This is a genomic window from Streptomyces sp. NBC_01166 (assembly GCF_045039765.1).
Classification (GTDB): Bacteria; Actinomycetota; Actinomycetes; order Streptomycetales; family Streptomycetaceae; genus Streptomyces.
This window is the reverse complement of the sequence record NZ_CP108613.1, coordinates 8,075,351-8,094,701: the sequence shown is the minus strand read 5'-3', so window position 1 is coordinate 8,094,701 and position 19,351 is coordinate 8,075,351. Positions and strand designations below refer to the sequence as shown.

The 19,351-nt window shown below is 70.5% G+C and carries 17 protein-coding genes and 2 pseudogenes; 12 read left to right on the top strand and 7 right to left on the bottom strand.

Annotated elements, in window-relative coordinates; genetic code table 11:
• Positions 1 to 14: 14 nt before the first annotated feature.
• From OG379_RS36635 to OG379_RS36600, 8 genes and pseudogenes are all read left to right on the top strand, one after another.
• A complete protein-coding gene (locus OG379_RS36635; RefSeq protein ID WP_405667555.1) occupies positions 15 to 962 on the top strand; it encodes a DUF1648 domain-containing protein in 948 nt (315 codons plus the stop codon).
• 2 nt (positions 963 to 964) lie between these two features.
• Positions 965 to 1,360 carry a GntR family transcriptional regulator gene (locus OG379_RS36630; protein WP_405667554.1) on the top strand — a complete coding sequence of 132 codons (396 nt, stop codon included), beginning with the start codon at positions 965 to 967 and terminating at the stop codon, positions 1,358 to 1,360.
• Positions 1,361 to 1,561: 201 nt separating this feature from the next.
• On the top strand, positions 1,562 to 3,439 hold the full coding sequence (locus tag OG379_RS36625; RefSeq protein ID WP_405667552.1) for a CocE/NonD family hydrolase: 1,878 nt from the start codon (positions 1,562 to 1,564) through the stop codon (positions 3,437 to 3,439).
• A 79-nt stretch (positions 3,440 to 3,518) separates the two neighbouring features.
• Entirely contained in the window at positions 3,519 to 4,337 is an 819-nt protein-coding gene (locus tag OG379_RS36620) for an integrase (protein ID WP_405667551.1), read from the top strand.
• Between the two features lie 133 nt (positions 4,338 to 4,470).
• Positions 4,471 to 4,560 carry a putative leader peptide gene (locus tag OG379_RS36615; protein WP_362941074.1) on the top strand — a complete coding sequence of 30 codons (90 nt, stop codon included), beginning with the start codon at positions 4,471 to 4,473 and terminating at the stop codon, positions 4,558 to 4,560.
• 209 nt (positions 4,561 to 4,769) lie between these two features.
• On the top strand, positions 4,770 to 5,921 hold the full coding sequence (locus OG379_RS36610; protein ID WP_405667550.1) for an LLM class flavin-dependent oxidoreductase: 1,152 nt from the start codon (positions 4,770 to 4,772) through the stop codon (positions 5,919 to 5,921).
• Positions 5,918 to 7,348: an MFS transporter gene (locus OG379_RS36605; RefSeq protein ID WP_405667548.1), complete on the top strand. Its 1,431-nt coding sequence runs from the start codon at positions 5,918 to 5,920 to the stop codon at positions 7,346 to 7,348. The genes OG379_RS36610 and OG379_RS36605 overlap by 4 nt, the downstream gene beginning before the upstream one ends.
• Positions 7,349 to 7,630: 282 nt before the next feature.
• A pseudogene (locus OG379_RS36600) lies at positions 7,631 to 8,398 on the top strand (DUF1684 domain-containing protein); the annotation flags it as partial.
• A gap of 74 nt (positions 8,399 to 8,472) precedes the next feature.
• Here the strand turns inward: OG379_RS36600 and OG379_RS36595 are convergent.
• Positions 8,473 to 9,576 carry an AI-2E family transporter gene (locus tag OG379_RS36595; protein ID WP_405667547.1) on the bottom strand — a complete coding sequence of 368 codons (1,104 nt, stop codon included), beginning with the start codon at positions 9,574 to 9,576 and terminating at the stop codon, positions 8,473 to 8,475.
• Positions 9,577 to 9,816: 240 nt separating this feature from the next.
• Here OG379_RS36595 and OG379_RS36590 point away from each other — a divergent pair, with 240 nt between their 5' ends.
• Positions 9,817 to 11,289 (top strand): family 43 glycosylhydrolase, encoded by a 1,473-nt coding sequence (locus OG379_RS36590; RefSeq protein ID WP_405667546.1) that lies wholly within the window; start codon positions 9,817 to 9,819, stop codon positions 11,287 to 11,289.
• A gap of 154 nt (positions 11,290 to 11,443) precedes the next feature.
• On the top strand, positions 11,444 to 11,905 hold the full coding sequence (locus OG379_RS36585; RefSeq protein WP_405667545.1) for a hypothetical protein: 462 nt from the start codon (positions 11,444 to 11,446) through the stop codon (positions 11,903 to 11,905).
• 337 nt (positions 11,906 to 12,242) lie between these two features.
• Here OG379_RS36585 and OG379_RS36580 read toward each other — a convergent pair whose 3' ends face one another.
• Positions 12,243 to 12,869, bottom strand: coding sequence for an NADPH-dependent F420 reductase (locus OG379_RS36580; protein WP_405667543.1), 627 nt, complete (start codon positions 12,867 to 12,869; stop codon positions 12,243 to 12,245).
• Positions 12,870 to 13,141: 272 nt separating this feature from the next.
• On the opposite strand from OG379_RS36580, the pseudogene OG379_RS36575 reads away from it, so the two are divergent.
• A pseudogene (locus OG379_RS36575) lies at positions 13,142 to 13,267 on the top strand (DNA-binding response regulator); the annotation flags it as partial.
• Between the two features lie 117 nt (positions 13,268 to 13,384).
• Here the strand turns inward: OG379_RS36575 and OG379_RS36570 are convergent.
• From OG379_RS36570 to OG379_RS36560, 3 genes are all read right to left on the bottom strand, one after another.
• Positions 13,385 to 13,948, bottom strand: a complete 564-nt coding sequence (locus OG379_RS36570; RefSeq protein ID WP_405667542.1) for an NADPH-dependent FMN reductase — start codon at positions 13,946 to 13,948, stop codon at positions 13,385 to 13,387.
• A gap of 55 nt (positions 13,949 to 14,003) precedes the next feature.
• Complete coding sequence (locus tag OG379_RS36565) at positions 14,004 to 15,200, bottom strand: macrolide family glycosyltransferase (RefSeq protein ID WP_405667541.1); 1,197 nt, start codon at positions 15,198 to 15,200, stop codon at positions 14,004 to 14,006.
• A gap of 84 nt (positions 15,201 to 15,284) precedes the next feature.
• A complete protein-coding gene (locus OG379_RS36560) occupies positions 15,285 to 15,938 on the bottom strand; it encodes a CatB-related O-acetyltransferase (protein WP_405667540.1) in 654 nt (217 codons plus the stop codon).
• Between the two features lie 102 nt (positions 15,939 to 16,040).
• On the opposite strand from OG379_RS36560, the gene OG379_RS36555 reads away from it, so the two are divergent.
• Positions 16,041 to 16,652, top strand: a complete 612-nt coding sequence (locus tag OG379_RS36555) for a TetR/AcrR family transcriptional regulator (protein ID WP_405667539.1) — start codon at positions 16,041 to 16,043, stop codon at positions 16,650 to 16,652.
• Between the two features lie 17 nt (positions 16,653 to 16,669).
• Here OG379_RS36555 and OG379_RS36550 read toward each other — a convergent pair whose 3' ends face one another.
• Both OG379_RS36550 and OG379_RS36545 read right to left on the bottom strand, forming a co-directional pair.
• Positions 16,670 to 17,917: an FAD-dependent monooxygenase gene (locus OG379_RS36550; RefSeq protein ID WP_405667538.1), complete on the bottom strand. Its 1,248-nt coding sequence runs from the start codon at positions 17,915 to 17,917 to the stop codon at positions 16,670 to 16,672.
• A 22-nt stretch (positions 17,918 to 17,939) separates the two neighbouring features.
• On the bottom strand, positions 17,940 to 19,340 hold the full coding sequence (locus tag OG379_RS36545) for an MFS transporter (RefSeq protein ID WP_405667537.1): 1,401 nt from the start codon (positions 19,338 to 19,340) through the stop codon (positions 17,940 to 17,942).
• Between the last annotated feature and the right edge of the window lie 11 nt (positions 19,341 to 19,351).

The window sequence follows — 19,351 nt, the reverse complement described above, 5'->3', positions numbered from 1 at the left end:
AGGGGGGAAGTCAGATGACCGCCATCAGAAGGGGCGTCCTGACAGCAGCGCCGTTCGGCGTCGCCACCGCCGCGTACACCGGGGTCCATCTGGCGAACCGGGACCGGCTGCCCGGCCGGATAGCCACGCATTTCTCGGTGGGCGGCGGGGCGAACGACTACATGAGCCGGTCCACCGCGCTGTGGTCCGGGCTGGCCCTGCTCGTCGGTCTCGGGCTGATATTCACCGTCATGACCCTGTCCTCAAGGAGGAGCGCGGGGTCGCGGGTGAACGCCGCCGTCGGAGCCGGCACGGCGTTCACGGTCGGCTATCCACTGGTCGTCAGCGTTCTCGTCAACGTGGACGTCCAGGATCCGGCCGAGGTGCAACTGCCCCTGTGGCATCTCGCCGTACTGCTCGCAGGGGGTGTGGCCACCGGCGCCCTGTTCTGGCGGCTGATGGATGCGGGGCCGCGCCCGGAGCCCGCACCACCCACACCCGCGCTGCCTCTCGCCGAGGGTGAGGTCGCCGCCTGGAGCCGCACCGTGGTGTCCCGCGCACTGGCGCCGGTGGCCGGGGCGGTCGCACTCGCCGGCCTGCTCGTCCTGGTGTTCGGCTCCCTGCAGACGGGCCTGCCACTGCTCGCACTCGGCCTGATCTGCGCCGCGTTCACCGGCGTCCGGGTCACCGTCGACCGGCGGGGCGTCACGGTCACCTCGACGGTCCTGCCCAGGCCCCGAGTCGCGCTGCCGCTCGGCAGCATCGTCGGCGCCGACAGCGTCGAGGTCGACCCCGTGGGAGAATTCGGCGGTTGGGGCTACCGGATACGACCGAACCGGCGAGGCGTCCTGCTGCGTTCGGGCGAGGCGCTCTCCGTCCGTACGGCCGGGGGACGCGAATACGTGGTCACCGTCGACGACTCGGCCACCGCGGCCGCGTTGCTCAACGGCCTGACGGACCGTCACGCAAGGGAGTGCGACTAGCGATGCTGTTCCGGGTACTCCCAGGCTCACCCGTACCGCTGGGCGAGCAGATCGCCGCCTGCGTGCGCGGGGCGATCGCCGACGGCACGGTGGCCCCTGGTGAGCGGCTGCCACCCGCCCGTGAGGTCGCCGAGTCGCTGGGCGTCAACGTGCACACCGTGCTCCGCGGCTATCAGCGGCTTCGAGACGAGGCCCTCATCGAGCTGCGCCGCGGCCGGGGTGCGGTGATCACCGCGGCGCCCGGAGCCGCCGGCCGGGCCCGGCTCACCGAGGCCGTGCAGGGCGTCATCGGCCAGTCGCGCGAACTGGGCCTCACGGAGGAGGAGTTCCTGGCCCTGGTCCACAACATCCTGGCCAGTGCGCCCGCCCCCACGCCACCCGGCCCCGGAAATCGGTAACACACGTGACACACGTGCCTGTTGAAGCTTTCTCGGAGTGATCATAGACTTCACCGCCGTCGGCTCCGGTTCGCGTCCCCGTCCGTGATCCAGCTCCGCGGGTGTGCGCGTCCAACGCTGCGCTCCTCACGGCGGGCCCGGGGGCCGCTGCTCGGCTTGCACCACTGCGACACCCCGTACCCACCAAGCCGGGAGAAGCATGTGAGAGCACGTCGTACGACCGGATGGGCCGCCTCAGCACTCGTCACCACTCTCGCGCTGACCGGCGTCCTCGCCGGCCCCGCAGCCGCCTCCGGGCCCGCCGCGGCGCAGGAGCGGACGGGGCCGGCCGCCACCGCGGCCGGCCCCGTCACACATCAGCAGAACGACCGCGTCCCCGAGGGCTCCCTCTGGACGCAGCACTACTTCCCGTCCTCGGACCGCTCCGGCACCGAACTGCACGCCGACGTGCTGCTGCCCGAGGGGCTGCCCAAGAAGGCGAAGGTGCCCGTCATCCTGTCGGTCGGCCCGTACTTCGGGCACTCCGGGCAGTCGGGCGCCGAGGGCTGGACCCATACCGGCCCCTCCGACAGGTTCCAGGACTTCATCGAGGGCACCGACCTGTTCGACCAGGGTTACGCCTTCGTCATGGTCGACCTGCGCGGCTTCGGCGGCTCCACCGGCTGCCTCGACTGGGGTGGCCCCGGCGAGCAGGCGGACGTGAGGGCGGCGATCGACTGGGCCGCGAAACAGCCCTGGTCGACGGGGGCGGTGGGCCTGTACGGCAAGTCGTACGACGCCGTGACCGGTCTGATCGGCAACAACCTGGACCAGCGCGCGCTCAAGGCCGTCGTCGCCCAGGAGCCGGTCTGGGACATGTACCAGTACATCTACTCGAACGGCGTGCCCCGCCCGAACGTCACCGGCACCGCCAGCGCCTACAACTCCATCGCCACGCTGGCCCAGTTGCCGGACGACGACCCGCGCTACCTGGCCAACTCACGCTACGAGCAATCCCATCCGGAGTGCCTGACGCAGAACACGGCCGGCTACCGGATAGCCGACCAGGACGACCCCTTCTGGACCGCACGGAACCTGGCCAAGGCGGCCAAGGGCACCGACACCCCGCTCTTCGTCACCCAGGGTTTCATCGAGAACAACACCAAGCCCGAGGAGATGCAGGAGTACCTGGACAACCACAAGGGTCCCGAGCGCGGCTGGGTCGGCCAGTGGGAGCACGTACGCGGCGGGGACCGCACCGGCGACGGGCGCCTGTCCATGGGGCGTGAGGGCTGGTACGACGAGACGCTCTCCTTCTACGACCAGTACCTCAAGGGCAGCAGGCCGGAGGTCCGCTACCCGGCCTACTCGGTCGAGGACTCCACCGGTGCGTGGCGGGCGCAGAAGACCTGGCCGGTCGTGGATCGCTCCGTCAACCTCCCCCTGGGCGGCGGCTCGTACGTGGACGACGGCGGCCTCTCCTCCCTCGCCGCCCTGGCGACCTCCGGGCTGCCGTCCCTCCGGGAGCGCGTGAAGCCGTCCGGTGAATGGGACATGGAGAACGCGCCCACCACCGACCCGGCGGCCCCGAGGGGCCTGACCGAGGGGCAGGCCCTGCTCCAGGAGGCGGGGAAGGTCACATCGAGCTTCTTCGTGTGGTCCGGGGCGCTCAAGAAGTCCGTGCGGATCACAGGGACCCCGCAGATCTCTCTGAAAGCCGAGGGAGAGGGCAACGTCATGCTCAAGCTGTACGACGTCGCCCCGGACGGCACCGCCGTCATGTTCGACGAGCAGGTCTCGCTGCTCTCCACGGGCAGGCTCACCGTCGATCTCAAGGCGACCGACTGGACGCTGGCAGCCGGTCACGTCCTGGCGGTGGAGGTCGGCTCCATCCGGACCGGCTCATGGCGCGACACCCCGTCCGGCGAGACGATCGACGTCAAGGGCGCCCGGCTCCGACTGGCCCTGGACGACCCGTCCGACGACCTCCCCACCGGCGGTGCCCGCTCGCCGTACCTGGACACCTACCTGAGCCAGTACACGGTGGACCTGCCGGCCGGGCCCGCCACCTTCACGGTGGTCCCCGGCGGCCGCCTCTGACGCTCGGGCCGACGTCCTCCTGCCGGTGTGTGTCCGCGGTTGTACCGTCGACGCATCGACCGGCAGGAGGCGGCGCGACATGCGGGTGACGATGGCGAGCGCGGCGGCACGGCCCGGCCACGCGAACGAGGACTTCACCGGTGCCGTGCCGACGGCGGCGGTACTGGTCGACGGGGCCGGGATCCCCGGCACCGGATCGATCTGCCCGCACGGCGTGGCCTGGTACGCCACGCGTCTGGGAGGCAGCCTTCTCGGCCTCCTGTCCCTCTCCACGGGCAGCGGCCTCCCGGCGCTGCTGGCCGCTGCCATCGAGCAGGTGACGGACGATCACCGGGACACCTGCGACGTCGCCGACCCCGTCAGCCCGTCGGCGGCCGTCGCCGTGCTGCGCGTGTCCGACGGAATCGCCGACTATCTGGTCCTGGGTGACGCGGTCCTCGTGCTCGACACGGCGGAGGGGCCACCGCTCGTCTTCTCCGATCCCCGGGAGGTGGACGTCAGCCGGCCGTACCGGTCCGCGCTCGACGCCACCGCCGAGGGCAGCGACGCGTACCACCGGATTCTCCGGGACCTGCGCGCCAACCGGAACCGGCCGGGCGGCTTCTGGGTGGCCAAGGACGACCCGCGGGCGGCCGACGAGGCGGTCACCGGACGCCGTCCGGTCTCCGGGCTGTCCGGTGCCGCCCTGCTCAGCAACGGCGCCGGCCGGCTCGTCGACCTGTTCCGGCTGTCCGACTGGCCGGAGGTCATGGCCGTCGTGGCGTCGAGCGGTCCCGCCGAGATCATCCACCGGGTCCGGCAGGCGGAGGCCCGCCACGCGGTGGCGGCGGACGATGCGACCGTCGCGCACTGCACCGACCTTGCCCCAGGCCTCGGTTCCGGCCTCCGCGAGCCCTGACACAGACCGGGCGGAGTTTCCCACCGCGGCCCGCCGGGGCACTCGCCCTCGACCACCTTTCGCCCGCCGCCAGTCTCACCTGCTGAAACGCCGGCCGGTCAGGACTTGAGCCGGGCGGTGCGGCTCCCCCACAATGCCTGACATGACCGCTGCTGCCGACCTCCTCGTGGCGCGCCTGCACGTCGACCTGTGTCGCCAGTCCAGCGCGACCTGTCGCCGCTGACGTCGGCCGAGCCCTCGGGGCCTCAGCGCCACCGGCCCTGAGCTTCTCGCGCATCCGCGTCCCCGCGGCACCACCAACCGCGCCGCGGCCATTTCTCCCCGTGTCCCCGCGTGCCTCGACGCGTACCTGACCGTACGCCGCCGGGCAGCCGCGGCATGCCCTGCCGGCATGCCGGCACGCCGTCCTCCGCACCCCTCGGGAGCTCCCGCATGTCTGCTCTTACCTTCCACTGGTTCCTGCCCACGACCGGTGACAGCCGCCACGTCGTCGGCGGCGGCCACGGCTCGACGCCCGGCAGCGCCGGCGGCGACCGGCCGGCCTCCATCGAGTACCTCGGCCAGATCGCCCGCACCGCGGAACAGCTCGGCTTCGTCGGGGCGCTGACCCCCACAGGGGCGTGGTGCGAGGACGCCTGGCTGACCACGGCCATGCTCACCCAGGTCACCGAGCGGCTGAAGTTCCTGGTCGCCTTCCGCCCCGGCCAGATAAGCCCGACGCTGTCGGCGCAGATGGCGGCGACCTACCAGCGACAGTCCCACGGCCGGCTGCTGCTCAACGTCGTCACGGGAGGCGAGTCCGCGGAGCAGCGCGCGTACGGTGACTTCCTCGACAAGGATCAGCGGTATGCCCGTACCGGGGAGTTCCTGGACATCGTGCGTCGGCTCTGGGCCGGTGAGACGGTCGACCATCACGGCGAGCATCTGCGGGTCGAGGCGGCCGAGTTGACCAGGCTGCCCGATCCGGTGCCGGAGATCTACTTCGGCGGCTCGTCGCCCGCGGCCGGTGAGGTGGCGGCGCGGTACACCGATGTGTATCTGACCTGGGGCGAACCGCCGCAGCAGGTGAAGCAGAAGATCGACTGGGTGCGCTCGCTGGCCGCCGCCCAGGGACGCTCCGTACGGTTCGGCATCCGCCTGCACACCATCAGCCGGGACACATCGGCTCAGGCGTGGGCCGAGGCGGAGCGGCTCCTCGCCGCCATGGATCCGGAGCGCGTCAAGGCGGTGCAGCGCGGCCTCGCGACCAGCGAGTCCGAAGGACAGCGGCGGATGCGCGAGCTGCACAACAGCGGGGACACCGGCAACCTGGAGATCTACCCCAATCTGTGGGCGGGCGTGGGCCTGGTCCGCGGCGGTGCGGGCACCGCGCTGGTGGGCAGTCACACGGAGGTCGCCAACCTCATCGAGGAGTACCACCGGCTGGGCATCGACGAGTTCGTCCTGTCCGGCGTGCCTCACCTGGAGGAGGCGTACTGGTTCGGCGAGGGTGTCCTGCCGTTGCTGGAGAAGCGCGGTCTGTGGCAGCACCCGGCCGGTCCGCGCACCGTCGAGGCGGGCATCGTCCCGTTCGCCGGCCGGTGAGCGCCACGCCCGTGCCCCCGGAGGCACGGCAGAGCGCTCCGGAGCCGGGACAGGGTTCCACGTCGCCCCGGCGGCTGAGGACCGTGGTGCTCGCCAGCCTGCTCGGCACCACGGTGGAGTGGTACGACTTCTTCCTCTACAGCACGGCTGCCGGGCTGGTCTTCAACAAGCTGTTCTTCCCCACGGCCGACGGCACGGTCGGCACGATGCTGTCGTTCGCGACGTTCGCGGTGGGTTTCGTCGCCCGTCCCGTGGGCGGCCTCCTCTTCGGGCACCTCGGCGACCGGATCGGCCGCAAGCACACCCTCGCATTCACCATGGGCCTCATGGGGGTCTCCACCGCGCTGATCGGTCTGCTGCCCACGTACGAGCAGGTCGGTGTCCTCGCTCCCGCTCTGCTTCTGGTCCTGCGCGTCGCACAGGGCGTGGCGCTGGGCGGGGAGTGGGCCGGGGCGGTGCTGCTGGCCGTGGAGTACGGGCCGGCGGGGCGCAAGGGCCGGTTCGGCAGCTTTCCGCAGATCGGGCTCGCCATCGGGCTGGCGCTGGGCACCGGGGTGTTCGCGCTGCTGAGCAATGTGCTCAGCGAGTCGGCGTTCCTCGACTACGGATGGCGGATCGCTTTCCTCATCAGCCTGGTGCTCGTCGTGGTCGGACTGACCGTGCGTCTGAAGATCGATGAGACGCCCGCCTTCCGTGCGGCGCGCCGCCTCCAGGAACTGCCCCGCGCGGCGCCGCTGGTGGAGCTGCTGCGTGAGCCGGCCGCGCGCCGTCACGTCCTGCTCGGCATGCTCGCGCGGTGGGGCGAGGGGGCGGCCTTCAACACCTGGGCGGTGTTCGCCATCACGTACGCGACGGGGACGCTCGAGCTGGAGCGCACCCCGGTGCTGCTGGCGGTCACGGCCGCCGCGCTCGTCATGGCCGCGCTGATTCCGGTGTCGGGATCCGCCGTCGACCGTTACGGGGCCCGCCGGGTCTACCTCGTGGGCATGGCCGCGTTCACCCTCTCGGTCTTCCCGGCGTTCTGGCTCTTCGGTACCGGCGGGACCTGGGCGTTCGCGGCGGCACTCGTCGTGACGCTGGGCATCGTGCACGGCTCGTTCTACGGTGCCCAGGGCACCCTGTTCGCGGCCCTGTTCGCCACGCCGGTGCGGTACACGGGCATGTCGTTCGTCTACCAGATGTCCGGCATCTTCGCGTCCGGCATCACTCCTCTGATCATGACCGCGCTCCTGGCCCTCGGTACGGGAAGCCCGTGGTGGGCCTGCGGCTACCTGGCGCTGACCGGCCTGGTGAGCGTGTGGGCGACCAGCCGGCTCCGGGACGGGGACCAGCACGTGCCGACCGGACCGGCCGCCTCGGCCCCGCCCTCACCGGCGGCCCCGCCCTCCCTGGTAGGGGCCGGCTCGGGGGGTACCTCACCCGCATGAGGCTCCGGCTCGGGGGACGGGACCGGTCGTCCCGTCCCCCGGGCCGCCTGCTCCCGCTGCAGCGGGGCCAGGTCGAGGTGTTCGCGGCATGTGGTCCCCCGGTACGCGGTGCGGTAGACGCCCCGTTCCTGGAGTTCCGGGACGAGCTTGTCGACGATGTCCGTGACGGAGGCCGGGACCTGTGACCTGCACACAGCCACGCCTGCCCTACGAACACCGCACGAGGGAGCGGACATGACTGCCCACGACGTCGACCAGGAGAATTTCGCCCAGGAGTGAAAGCAGTGGCACCGTGAGCACGACGAGGCCCGACCCCACGGGTTCCTCGCCATCACGAGCCTGCACTGGCTGCCCCCCGGAGCGACCCGCTTCGAGGACGCCCCCGGAGCCTGGTCGAGCACGCCCGACGGAGTGGTGCTCGAGCTGGTGGAGGGTGAGGAACTCACCGTCGACGGAGTGGCGGTCCACGGCCGGTACGACTTCGGCGTCGTCGGCGAGCGGGACGGCCTGTACCCCGGCTTCGGCGATGCGGTGATCGAGGTCGCGAAGCGCGGCGGACACGACGCCCTGCGTCCCCGCCACCCCGGGAACGCCCTCCGCACCGCTTTCACCCGGGCCCCGGCGTACGCCCCCGACCCCCGCTGGGTCCTCACCAGCCGCTTCGTGCCCTTCGGCCCCCCGCGCGCGGTGACCGTCGGCGCGGCGGTCGAAGGGCTTGAGCATGTCTACGAATCCCCCGGCCAGGTCGAGTTCGAGCTGGCCGGCGCGGTTCACCGGCTCACGGTGTTCAACGGGAAGGGCGCCGGCAGCCTGACCGTGCTGTTCACGGACAAGACCTCAGGGGTGACCACCTACGCGGCGAACCGCTCCTTGCGGATCGCGCCCCCGGTCGCCGAGAACAGGGTGAGTCTCGACTTCAACCGTGGCGCGAACCTTCCCTGCGCCTACACGGACCTGGCGACGTGCCCACTGCCTCCGGCGGAGAACCGGCTGCCGGTCGCGATCGAGACGGGCGAGAGGATCTCGCTGGAGCGCGGCGGACAGCCCTGACCCCGTACGGCGCCCTCCGAGGCATGGAGGCGGCTCCCCGGCTCGTCCCGCCCGTCGGGACGAGCCGGGAAACTTCATGACGGGTCGCCACCGGGGGACACGTCCGGCTCCTGCCGCTCCTCACCGAGCTGCTCGCGCAGATAGTTCCACGCCACCGCGATGAGTGCGGCGGCCGGCACGGCGAGCAGGCTGCCCACGATGCCTGCGAGGCTGCCCCCCAGCGTCACGGCGAGCAGGATCACAGCGGCGTGCAGACCGAGCCCGCGGCTCTGGATCATGGGCTGGAACACGTTGCCCTCGAGCTGCTGCACGACGACGATGATCGCCAGCACGATCAGCGCGTCGGTGAGGCCGTTCGACACCAGGGCGATGAGCACGGCGACGAAACCGGCGAACAGGGCTCCCACGATCGGCACGAACGCGGACACGAAGGTCAGCACCGCCAGCGGGAGCACGAGCGGCACCCCCACGATCCACAGTCCGAGGCCGATGAGGACCGCGTCGAGCAGGCCGACGTAGGCCTGGGAGCGCACGAATTCACCCAGCGTCTCCCAACCACGGGACGCCACGGCAGGAACATCGGTGGCGAGCCGGCCGGGCAGCTGACGCTCCAGCCACGGCAGGAACCGAGGGCCGTCCTTGAGCATGAAGAACATCAGGAAGATCGCGAGGACGGCGGTGACCACGCCGTTGACCACGGTGCTCACCCCCGTGACGACGGTGGTGACCATGCTGCCCAGGCTGTCCTGGATGCGGGCGGTCGCGGAGTCGAACGCTCCGGTGATCTGGTCGTCACCGATGTTGAGCGGCGGCCCGGATGCCCACTCGCGCAGCCTCTGGATGCCTTCGACCACGCCGTCGGCCAGTTGTCCGGACTGGGAGGACACCGGTACCGCGATCAATGCCACGACTCCCGCGGCGACCAGGAGGAACAGCACCGTCACGACCGACGCCGCGAGGGCCGGGGGCCACCCGCGCCGGCGCAGGAATCGGGTTATGGGCCAGGTCAGGGTGGTGAGCAGCAGGCCGACTATGAGCGGCCAGACGACCGACCACATCCGTCCCAGCGCCCACACCGCCACTGCGGTCATGGCAAGGACGATCAGCAACTCGCCTGAGACGCGGGCCGAAACACGGAGGGCGGCGCGGGTCTTGGTGGAGCTCAACGTGACAGACATGGGGGTCAGCCTATGGGCCGCCGGTCCCGCTCCGGACAGCCCCTGCCCGGCCCCACGCCGCAGGAGGCGTCGGCCGGCCCGCCGCGCGGGGCACCCGAGGCCGCGGCCCCAACGCGCACCTCTGTGCGAGGCATTGACACGGTGACCGCCCTTACTTAACGTGGCGCCCCGTCATTACATCGATGTAAATGCGCGTGTGGTCCCCATCCCCCCAACGGGCTCGGCCCGGAAGGACGCCTCATGCCCTCACGATCGCCCAAACGCCCCACGAGACACATCGGCGCCCTCGTCACCGCCCTCCTCGGGCTGGTCCTGGGTCTGCTTCCCGTTGTCACAGCCCCGGCCACTGCAGCACCGTCACCGGAACCGGCGGCCGCCGCGGCCGGCACGTTCCGTAACCCGCTCAACACCGGACCCGACCCGTTCATGACCCACTGGAGCGGGAACTACTACCTCACCACCACCCAGGGCGACAGCATCAAGATGTGGCGCTCGCCCTCCCTCGGCAACCTCGCCGCCGCCGACCCCGTCACCGTGTGGACCGACTCCAATCCCTCCCGCAACCGCAACATCTGGGCTCCGGAGTTCTACCGTTTCGGCGACCGCTGGTACCTCTACTACACGGCGGACGACGGCGTCGACGACCACCACCGCCTGTACGTCCTGGAGTCGGAACGCGACGATCCGACCGGCCCCTACCACTTCAAGGCGAAGCTCGCCCCGCCCAACCACGCCGACGAGTTCGCCATCGACGCCGGCATCCTCCAGATGAACGGCCGTCTCTACCTCGCCTACAGCGGCATCAACCAGTACCAGCACAACGGTCTGAACATCGCCCCGATGTCCAACCCGTATACCGTCTCCGGGAACGCCGTCGCCTTCGACGCGGCAGGCGGGTGCCCGGAAGTACGCGAGGGACCGGAGTTCCTCTACCGCAACGGCCGTGTATGGATGACGTACTCCGCCTGCGACACCGGAAAGCCCGACTACCAGGTCCGGATGATGTCGCTGCCGGCGAACGCCGACCCGCTGGTACCGGGCGCCTGGTACCAGCATCCCGAGGCGGTGTTCTCCCGGGCCGACGAGCGGGGCGTGTTCGGCCCCGGCCACCACGCCTTCTTCCGCTCCCCGGACGGCACGGAGGACTGGATCGTCTATCACGCCAAGACCACGTCCGTGTCCACCTACACCAACCGCACCACCCGGGCGCAGAAGTTCACCTGGCGCGCCGACGGCACTCCTGACTTCGGCCGGCCCCTCGCCCTCGGCGCCACCCAGGACCTGCCCTCCGGCGATCCCGGTTCCGGCAATTACTGGATCAACGACGACGGCCGCTCGAGCGGGGCGGGCGGTGTGACCTACAGCGGCGCCTGGAACTCCGGCGCAGGCTGCGCGACCCAGTGCTTCTGGAGCGATGACCACTGGAGCGACAGCGCGGGTGCCACGGCGACGTTCTCCTTCACCGGCACCCGCATCCTCCTGCTGTCCGTGAAGGATACGGGCAACGGTTACGCGGCCATCAGCATCGACGGCGGGCCGGAGCAGACAGTGGACTTCCACGGCGCCATCCGCATCGGAGAGGCCGTGCAGTACAGGAGCCCACGGCTCGGGAACGGCAGCCACACCCTCCGCATCCGGGTGACCGGGCAGCACAACGCCCAGTCCCAGGGGTCCTTCGTGAGCGTCGACCGTGCCGAGGTCTACGTCAACTGAATCCGCGCACGCCGGCCGTCGGTGACACCCTTCGCCGACGGCCGGTGGACACCTACTGCTTCGGGACGCGGTGGCGCAGGTGGGTCACGGACGGGAGCTGCACGCCGGGACGCCAACTGCCCTGGAGTGAGGGGGCGAGTGAGAGCATGACCGGATGGGGATGACCGACGGCGAGACCGTCCAGTACGTACGGTTCCAGTCGCCGCACCGCAACGGCCGAGGCCACTTCACGGGTGTCTTCGGACTCGTCAACACTCTGGCGCGGGAGGGAAGACTCTCGGACGAGCAGGAGTCCTTCCGCCGCAGCAACAATCGCTGGTACGACGCCGCTTACACCGACCCCTCAACCGTCGACCCCACGGTGTACGACGATGAGGTCAACCCTGGCGCAGCCGCGTGGTTCAAGCCTTCAGCCGCGCATCTCCTCGCCAGGCTCCCCGGCTATCTCGAGATCCTGGCCGCTCACGGCATCGACTGCCGGGTGCTGCGTTCCGTGGATCCGGGGCGGGTCGTCTACGAGGACGACGTACAGGTCGTGGTCGTGCCCTACGCGTCGGATCCGGCCGGGACCGGGGCGTCGTGGACGGGGGCGGGGCCGCCCCACAGCACAGCGTGATCGCGCCCCGCCTCCCGGGCCGCGCAGGTGCGGGCCAGTTCCGCCAACTCGGTTACGCCTGCGGCGCGTTCGAAGTCGGGACGGTTCCAGCCGCCCGTCACCTCGACCGGCGTACGCCCGTCCACCGGCCGCAGCACGGCCGGTGCCGCGCCGATACGGGCCTGCTCGGGTGCCGCCGTCGATCACACCCACGTTGAGCGAGGCGCCTGCCTCCCGGTCACACAGGCCGGTCAACCGCAGTATCTGACGGGCCAGTTCCACGACCGCGCCGGCACCGGCGTCTACGGGAGACCGAGGCTGCTGGTGGGGGACGGACTTCCCCTCAGCAGCTCCCGGTTCAGGAGGTGGGACGGGTGACGACGTTGATGTTGAACGTATGGGCACCCAGGCCGCCCGCGATGCCTATGAAGAGGAGCGCGAAGTGCTCCTGTCCGCGTGCGGTGGTGATGCCGCCGATGTCCAGCTGGGACGTAGAGGGCCAGCCGAGGTCGGTGAGCAGTCGCCCGGTGGTCCGTTTGGCTTCGGCGTCGTCACCGGAGAGGAAGACGGTGCTCGGCCCGTCGAGACCGTCCGGGGCGGTCATCACGGTGGAGTCCATGGTGCACAGCGTCTTGACGACGGGGGTCAGGGGGAAGGCTTCCTGGATCTGTTCACCCAGGCTGCTGTTGGGGTGCGAGAGCTCGGTGAAGTCGTCGGAGAGACCGACGCCGACATCGATCAAGAGGGTGCCGGCGAGCGCCGGCGCTCCGATGGAGTGCAGCAGTTCCACGGAGACGGTCCCAGGCGTGGCGTTGACCAGTACCTCCGCGTGGGCCGCTGTCTCGGGGAGGCATGCCACGGGGAGATCCAGGTCCGTCCGCTCCTCGGGGTGGCGTGAACCGAGTAGTACGTCGTGTCCGGCGGCACTCCAGCCGTGGGCGAGTGCTCGGGCGACATTGCCGGTGCCAAGTAGTCCGATACGCATGCTGTGACGCTAGCCGCCGTGAGGCCTCGGGGGATCGGACCGCAGGCCGGGATGGACCGGTACCGGAGACGTAGGTCTGCAGTCGGGACAATGGCAGCTCCTGATCCTTGGTACTCGTCGGCCCCGCCGCCGACATCTCGATCGGCCTGCTCTCCGGCCGGATCTCGTCGATACTGCGGCGCAGCGGCCGCGTGGCCTGCGGGCTCGGCGCTTTCAGCGGCACGGGTTTTCGCGGGCCTCGCCGTACGGCTCGTCTCCGCACCGAAGCAGCGCGACACGGTGTGCGGCGCGCCATGACGAAGCTGGAGGCCCGCGACCGGGCACAGCTCGTCGTCATCGCCTACCGGACGGGCCTGGCCCACACCGCCCCCGACGGCGGAACCGACCGCCTGCCGTAGTCCGGTCAGCACGCTCGGTCTCCCCGGACGGCGAGTCGCGTGCCACTGGGGTGATGTGCCCGGTCGCCACCGCCGGGCACCCCCCTCGAACTGTTCGCGCGGGCCTGGGGCGGCTGCTCAGGACCGGCGCAGCGGGGAGAGCGCCGAGGTCAGGGTGACCACCTCGGTGAGCATCTGCTGCAGCGCCCTCTCGTGCCGTTCGGCGGGCGCGAACGTCGAGTACTGCTCGAAGTCGCTCTGCAGCGACAGATGGACCTGGGTGTGCACGGCCATCAGCTGGACCGCCCCCGCGATGTGGCGCAGATGGTCGAGCGCGCGGGCGCCGCTGACGTTGCTGCCGTAACCGACGAACCCGGCCGCCTTGTTGTTCCACTCGTTGTAGACGAAGTCGATGGCGTTCTTCAGTGCGGCCGGGATCGAGCGGTTGTACTCGGGCGTGACGAACACGAACCCGTCGAGCGCGTCGATCCTCGCGGCCCAGGTGCGGGTGTGGTCGTGCTCGTACTCGCCCAGCCGTGGCGAGCGCGGTTCGTCGAACAGCGGCAGGTGGTAGTCGGCGATGTCGACGAGCTCGAACGTCGCGTCGTCCCGCGCCCCGGCCGTTCTCTCGACCCATTGCGCGATCTGCGGTCCGACACGGCCGGGACGGGTGGTGCCGAGAATGATGCCTATCGTGGGCATGTGCGTGTGTCTCCAGTTGGGCTCGAGGTGCTCGGGGCGGGGATGGCTGCAGTGTTCAGAGGGCGGGGTTCCCGGCGGCTGCCAGCGTGTTCTCGATGAGGTCGGCGGCGCGTGCGGTGCCGCCTTCGGCCCGTGCGGCAGCTTGCAACTGCTTGGAGCGGTCGACTCGTTCCGGATCACCGACCAGATCATCCAGCGCCGCGCGAAGAGTCTCGGCGGTGGCATCAGCTGTGTCCACACGGCGGGCGACGCCGAGTGCCACGAGCCGGTCGGCGTTCATGAACTGCTCGGCCCCCTGTGGCACGGCGATCATGGGAACACCCGCCAGGAGCCCTTCGCCGCAGCCACCCATGCCCGCGTGGGTGACGAAGGCGTCCGCCTGTTCCAGGATCGCCCGCTGCGGGACCCAGGAGTGCACCTCGACATTGGGAGGGATGTCCCCCAGCTCGCCGGGGTCGGTATGCCTGCCGATCTGGAGCACGACGTGCCACCCGGGCAGATCGCCGAACGCGGCGAGGCACTGGCGGTAGAACTCCGGCTGACGCGTGTACGCGGAGCCGAGCGAGATCAGCAGCACATGGCGGACGGCTGCCGGGCGCGTCCAGCTGTCCGAGTCCGCAGGGGCGTCGAAGCAGGGGCCGACAAAGGTCACGGTCCCGGCGTCGACCCGGTCGGCGTGCGGCTGCATCGCTCGCGGGATCAGGGCGAGGGCCCGTGCGGGCGGACCGGAGAAGGCGTCCACGTCCGTGGTGGTCGCCCCGCAGTCGGCGAGCCACTGCGCGAACCTCTCCCGGTACGCGTCGGCGCCAGGCAACTTCCGGAGATGGGCCGCGACTTCCTCCTCGTAGCCGTCCCAGCCGACGAACGTCGGGGACAACTGCAGGAGGGGGCGGCCCTGCGCCTCGGCGAGGGCGCGCGCGGCGTGGGCGCCGATGTCGTAGAGGTACAGGTCGGCCGGGTCGTCTTCGTAGGCGGCGCGCAGTTGTGGGAGTGCCTGGACGGCGTCGTCGAGGAAGAGGCTCGCCGCGGCGATGGGGTCGTCGGGCCACTTGTTGTCGACGACCGGCAGCACCGAGGCACAGGGCACAAGTTCGGCGCCCGCGGACCGGATCCGGTCGGCCACGACCGGATCGTTGGCGTAGGTGACCCGGTGGCCGCGGGCCACCAGTTCCCGGATGATCGCGAGGCTGGGCAGGACGTGGCTGACGATGGGCACGCCGACCATCGCGATATGGGCACGGGGGCGGGGCATGGCCGATCACTCGTTTCCGGTAGGCGGGGCGGCGAGGAGGGTGAGGCCGGGACGTGTCCGCCGGCACGAGGGCACGCCCGACTGTCAGGGACGGCCGATGAGCGCGGCGGCCTCCTCCAGTTCCGCGATCGACCCCGACATGATGGCCCGCACGTGCTCGGTGATGTGCTGTACGGGCCAGTCCCACCACGCCACGGCGAGGAGCCGGGCGACGTCTTCGGCGTTGTAGCGGGTACGGATGAGTCGGGCGGGGTTGCCGCCGACGATGCCGTAGTCGGGGACGTCGCCGGTGACCACGGCGCCGGCACCGATGATCGCGCCGTGCCCGATCCGCGCGCCGGGCATGACCGTGGCGCCGTGGCCGAACCAGACGTCGTTGCCGACGACGGTGTCGCCCCGGCCCGGCAGGCCGGTGATCAGATCGAAGTGCTCGGCCCAGGATCCGCCCATGGTCGGGAAGGGAAACGTGGACGGGCCGTCCATCCGGTGGTTGGCGCCGTTCATGATGAACCGGGTGCCCGTGCCCAGCGCGCAGTACTTGCCGATGAGGAGCCGCTCGGGCCCGTAGTGGTACAGGACGTTGCGCGTCTCGAAGGCGGTGGGGTCGTCCGGATCGTCGTAGTACGAAAAGTCACCGACCTCGATCAGCGGCGACTTCACCAACGGCCTGAGCAGGACGACGCGCGGATGCTCGGGCATCGGGTGGAGCACGGTGGGGTCGGCGGGAACGGGTGGCATCGGTAAGGCGGTTCCTCTCGGGAGGGACGCTAGTGCGACATCTGTTGCGTTAAGATGCTGACACAGCCACGGCACGTTGATCAAGCGAATACTGGATTCCCGATGACAGACACACCGGCCACGAAGCCGGGCCGCCGTCCGGGCGGTCGCACCGCGCGCATCCGCGCCCAGGTCCTCGACGCGGTGCGCGCCGAACTCACCGAAGGCGGTCACGAGGGGCTCACGATGGAGGGTGTCGCGGCCCGCGCGGGTGTACACCGCACCACGGTCTACCGGCGCTGGGGCGACGTGGGCGGCCTGCTCGTCGATGTCATCGACGCCGCCGGCGAGATCGACTGGCAGCCACCGGACACCGGCTCCCTACGAGGCGATCTGACGGCCCTCAACCAGGAGATCCAGGAGTCCCTGGCCGTGCAGCCGTCGTTCGCCGTCGCCCTGATGGCCGTCTCGTTCCACTCCGAGCAGGCCGCGCGGGCGCAGAAGAAGCTGTGGGCGGACCGGTACACCCAGTGCGAGGTTCTCGTCGACCGCGCTGCCGAACGGGGCGAACTCCCCTCGCGGCCCACGGACGCGCAGAGTCTGCTGATCGCCGCCACGGCGCCGGTCTACCACCAGCTGGTGCTCCTGCGCGCCGATCCCGATCCGCGACTGCCGGAACAGGCCGCCGCAGCGGCGGTGCTGGCGGCGGCTGCCGGAGCGTTCTCCGTCCGGTGAACGCGAGCGTGTCTTGATCAGCGACTGGGGCGTTCACCTGGATCCACCGACAGCCCCCGCACGCCCGGCCGGGCCCGGTCAGGGAGGTCGGGCAGCGCAAGGGCCGAGTGGGCCGGTCGTGCTGCCGGGGCGGGCATGGTGACGAGGTCACGCAGCATGGTGTTGCGCTGCTCAAGGGCCCTCACCGTGGTGGGAAAGAGCCTGGCCGCACCGTTGTCGACCAGTGCCTGGTTCATGGCTACGAACTCGCGGACGCCCCGTTCGTAGGCGGCGAACGCGGCGGTGTGGTCCTGGTGCCTGGCCAGGGCGTCGGCGAGCATGTAGGCGCCGACCAGCGCGAGGCTCGAGCCTTGCCCCGTGAGGAACGAGGGAGCGTACGCGGCGTCACCGACGAGCGCGACGCGACCTCTGGACCAGTGGGGCATACGGATCTGGCCGGCCGTGTCGAAGAACAGGTCATCCGCCTCGCGCATGGCGTCGACCATGGCGGGGACCTCCCATCCCGCGTCCTCGAAGACCGTGGCGACGAGGTCCCGCTGGGCGCCGGGATTCCTGAGGGCATCGAGCGGAACCGCAGGGCGGTGGAAGTTCAGGAAGGCGTGCAGCTCGTCATCGCCCCCGACGGCGTAGAGCGCCGCGGCTCTCCCCGGACTGTTCCACAGCACGAGCTCGTGGGAGAGACCGAGGGTGTTCGGCATGGTGAATATGGCGAAGCAGTAGCCGAGGTAGCGGTGGAACTGTTCTTCGGGGCCGAACAGGGACGTCCTGGTGCCCGAGTGCATGCCGTCGGCGCCGACCACCAGGTCGAACGTGCGCCGTCGCCCGCTGTGGAGTGTGACGTCGACGCCTCGTCCGGACTGGTCGAGTGTGTCGACGGAGTCTCCGAAGAGGAATTCCACGTCGTCTCGGACAATCGCGTAGAGGGCAGCGGCAAGATCCCCACGACGCACCTCGAGGTCCTGTCCCTCGACGCTGCCGTCGACGGCTCGTGGGTGGACCGCGGCCAGTGGACTGCCGTCGGCGTCGAGGAAGGTGCAGAGACGCGAGTCGATGTGCGCGTCCCGCAACCGCGGCAGGATCCCCATCCGCCGGACCACCTCCGTCGCCGTACCGCGGACGTCGACCGGGTAACCACCGTCGCGCAGTGCGCCCGCCTTCTCCACCACGGTGACCGCGAATCCGTACCGGTGCAGCCAGTAGGCGAGCGCGGGTCCGGCGATACTGGCCCCGGAGATCAGAACCTTGCGCTTCTCGGTGGTGGTCACGTCTGTCGGCAGACAGGAGGTGTCATGCCTGAGCTCCCTTTTCGGTGGTGCTACGGACGACGAGCAGTGACAGCGCGGCGACGAGGCCGGCGCCGGTGAAGGCTGCGACGAAGGACGATTCGCTCTTCAGGCCCGTCATCGGGTCGGCGCCGGCGTCGAGGACCGCGCTGGCGATCTGGGCGCCCAGGGCGGTGCCGATCACGCGTGTCACCGTGATCAGGCCGGTGGCGATCCCGGTGTCCTTGGTCTCGACGGCGGTGGCGGTGCTGGTGAGCAACGCCGTACAGGCGACGCCTGCGGCGAACGCCGTCAGCACCTTGGCGAGGGCGAGCTGCCATTCCGCGGTGTGCAGCACCGTCAACGCGGTCACGGTGGCCACCGTGACGACGGCGCCGAGGATGACGACGGCGCGCGTACCGAAACGCCGTGCCGCGATACCACCGATCGAGTCGCTCACACACCCGGCGATGGCGCCGGGCAGCAGGAGCAGTCCTATGTCGGTGGTGCCGGCCCCGATGCCGTACCCGTCGGCCGGCGCCCCGAACATCTGCGGGAGAAGGAAGCCCACCATCCCGAAACTGGTGGTGATGACGAAGGTGAGCCCGAGCGCGTTCCGTAACGCGGGCCTTGCGAGCATGCGCAGATCGACCATCGGCGAGACCGCCCTGCGCTCGACGGCGACCCATCCGGCCGCGAGGGCGGCCACGCCCACCACGATGCCACCGGCCGCGAGGGGCGACACGCCGCCGCCCTTCGTCACCGTCCTCAAACCCAGCATGAAGGCGAGCAGAGTGACGCTGAGCAGAAGGACCCCAGGCCAGTCGATCCTGTCGTCCGACTCGATCGGCGGATCATTCGGCATCAGCCACGCCACGACCGACGTCATCACGATGATCACGAGCGTCGGCAGCGCGAACATCCAATGCCAGGACATTCCTTCCGCGACCGGCCCGGCGAACAACATCCCCACCATGCTGCCGCCCGTGAACAGCGCGAGGACCACCCCGATCGCCGCCTGCGACTCCCCCGTCGAGAGGTGTTTGCGTACGAGGATGAAGGAGAGGGGCAGCGCGCCCACCATGGCGCCCTGCAACACCTGACCGAACAACAACACCGGCAGATTCGGCGCCAGGCCGGCCAGCAGACCACCGGCCGAGACCACGGCCATCAGCCGGACCAGTACCCGCTTTCCGCCGTAGCGGTCACCGAGCTTGCCTGCGACGGGGGTGATGACCGCGCCGGTGATGAGTAACGCGTTGGCGATCAAAGCCCCATCGCCACTGCTCACCCCCAACTCACCCTGCAGCAGCGGGAGCGCGGGCTCCACCACCGACTGCAGGGTGCCGAGGGCGAGTGCCAGGATGCCGAGAGCGCCGATCGGCAGTCTCCCGATGCGGGCCGGAGAAAGCACAGCTTGGGACATGGACGTCCATT

What these genes read in the sequence shown, in the direction of transcription:
- OG379_RS36555 (WP_405667539.1), top strand. Translation starts at nt 16,041, where the DNA reads ATGACAGACACACCGGCCACGAAGCCGGGCCGCCGTCCGGGCGGTCGC.
- OG379_RS36560 (WP_405667540.1), bottom strand. Translation starts at nt 15,938, where the DNA reads ATGCCACCCGTTCCCGCCGACCCCACCGTGCTCCACCCGATGCCCGAG.
- OG379_RS36630 (WP_405667554.1), top strand. Translation starts at nt 965, where the DNA reads ATGCTGTTCCGGGTACTCCCAGGCTCACCCGTACCGCTGGGCGAGCAG.
- OG379_RS36565 (WP_405667541.1), bottom strand. Translation starts at nt 15,200, where the DNA reads ATGCCCCGCCCCCGTGCCCATATCGCGATGGTCGGCGTGCCCATCGTC.
- OG379_RS36545 (WP_405667537.1), bottom strand. Translation starts at nt 19,340, where the DNA reads ATGTCCCAAGCTGTGCTTTCTCCGGCCCGCATCGGGAGACTGCCGATC.
- OG379_RS36585 (WP_405667545.1), top strand. Translation starts at nt 11,444, where the DNA reads ATGGGGATGACCGACGGCGAGACCGTCCAGTACGTACGGTTCCAGTCG.
- OG379_RS36635 (WP_405667555.1), top strand. Translation starts at nt 15, where the DNA reads ATGACCGCCATCAGAAGGGGCGTCCTGACAGCAGCGCCGTTCGGCGTC.
- OG379_RS36610 (WP_405667550.1), top strand. Translation starts at nt 4,770, where the DNA reads ATGTCTGCTCTTACCTTCCACTGGTTCCTGCCCACGACCGGTGACAGC.
- OG379_RS36620 (WP_405667551.1), top strand. Translation starts at nt 3,519, where the DNA reads ATGCGGGTGACGATGGCGAGCGCGGCGGCACGGCCCGGCCACGCGAAC.
- OG379_RS36570 (WP_405667542.1), bottom strand. Translation starts at nt 13,948, where the DNA reads ATGCCCACGATAGGCATCATTCTCGGCACCACCCGTCCCGGCCGTGTC.
- OG379_RS36595 (WP_405667547.1), bottom strand. Translation starts at nt 9,576, where the DNA reads ATGTCTGTCACGTTGAGCTCCACCAAGACCCGCGCCGCCCTCCGTGTT.
- OG379_RS36615 (WP_362941074.1), top strand. Translation starts at nt 4,471, where the DNA reads ATGCCTGACATGACCGCTGCTGCCGACCTCCTCGTGGCGCGCCTGCAC.
- OG379_RS36580 (WP_405667543.1), bottom strand. Translation starts at nt 12,869, where the DNA reads ATGCGTATCGGACTACTTGGCACCGGCAATGTCGCCCGAGCACTCGCC.
- OG379_RS36590 (WP_405667546.1), top strand. Translation starts at nt 9,817, where the DNA reads ATGCCCTCACGATCGCCCAAACGCCCCACGAGACACATCGGCGCCCTC.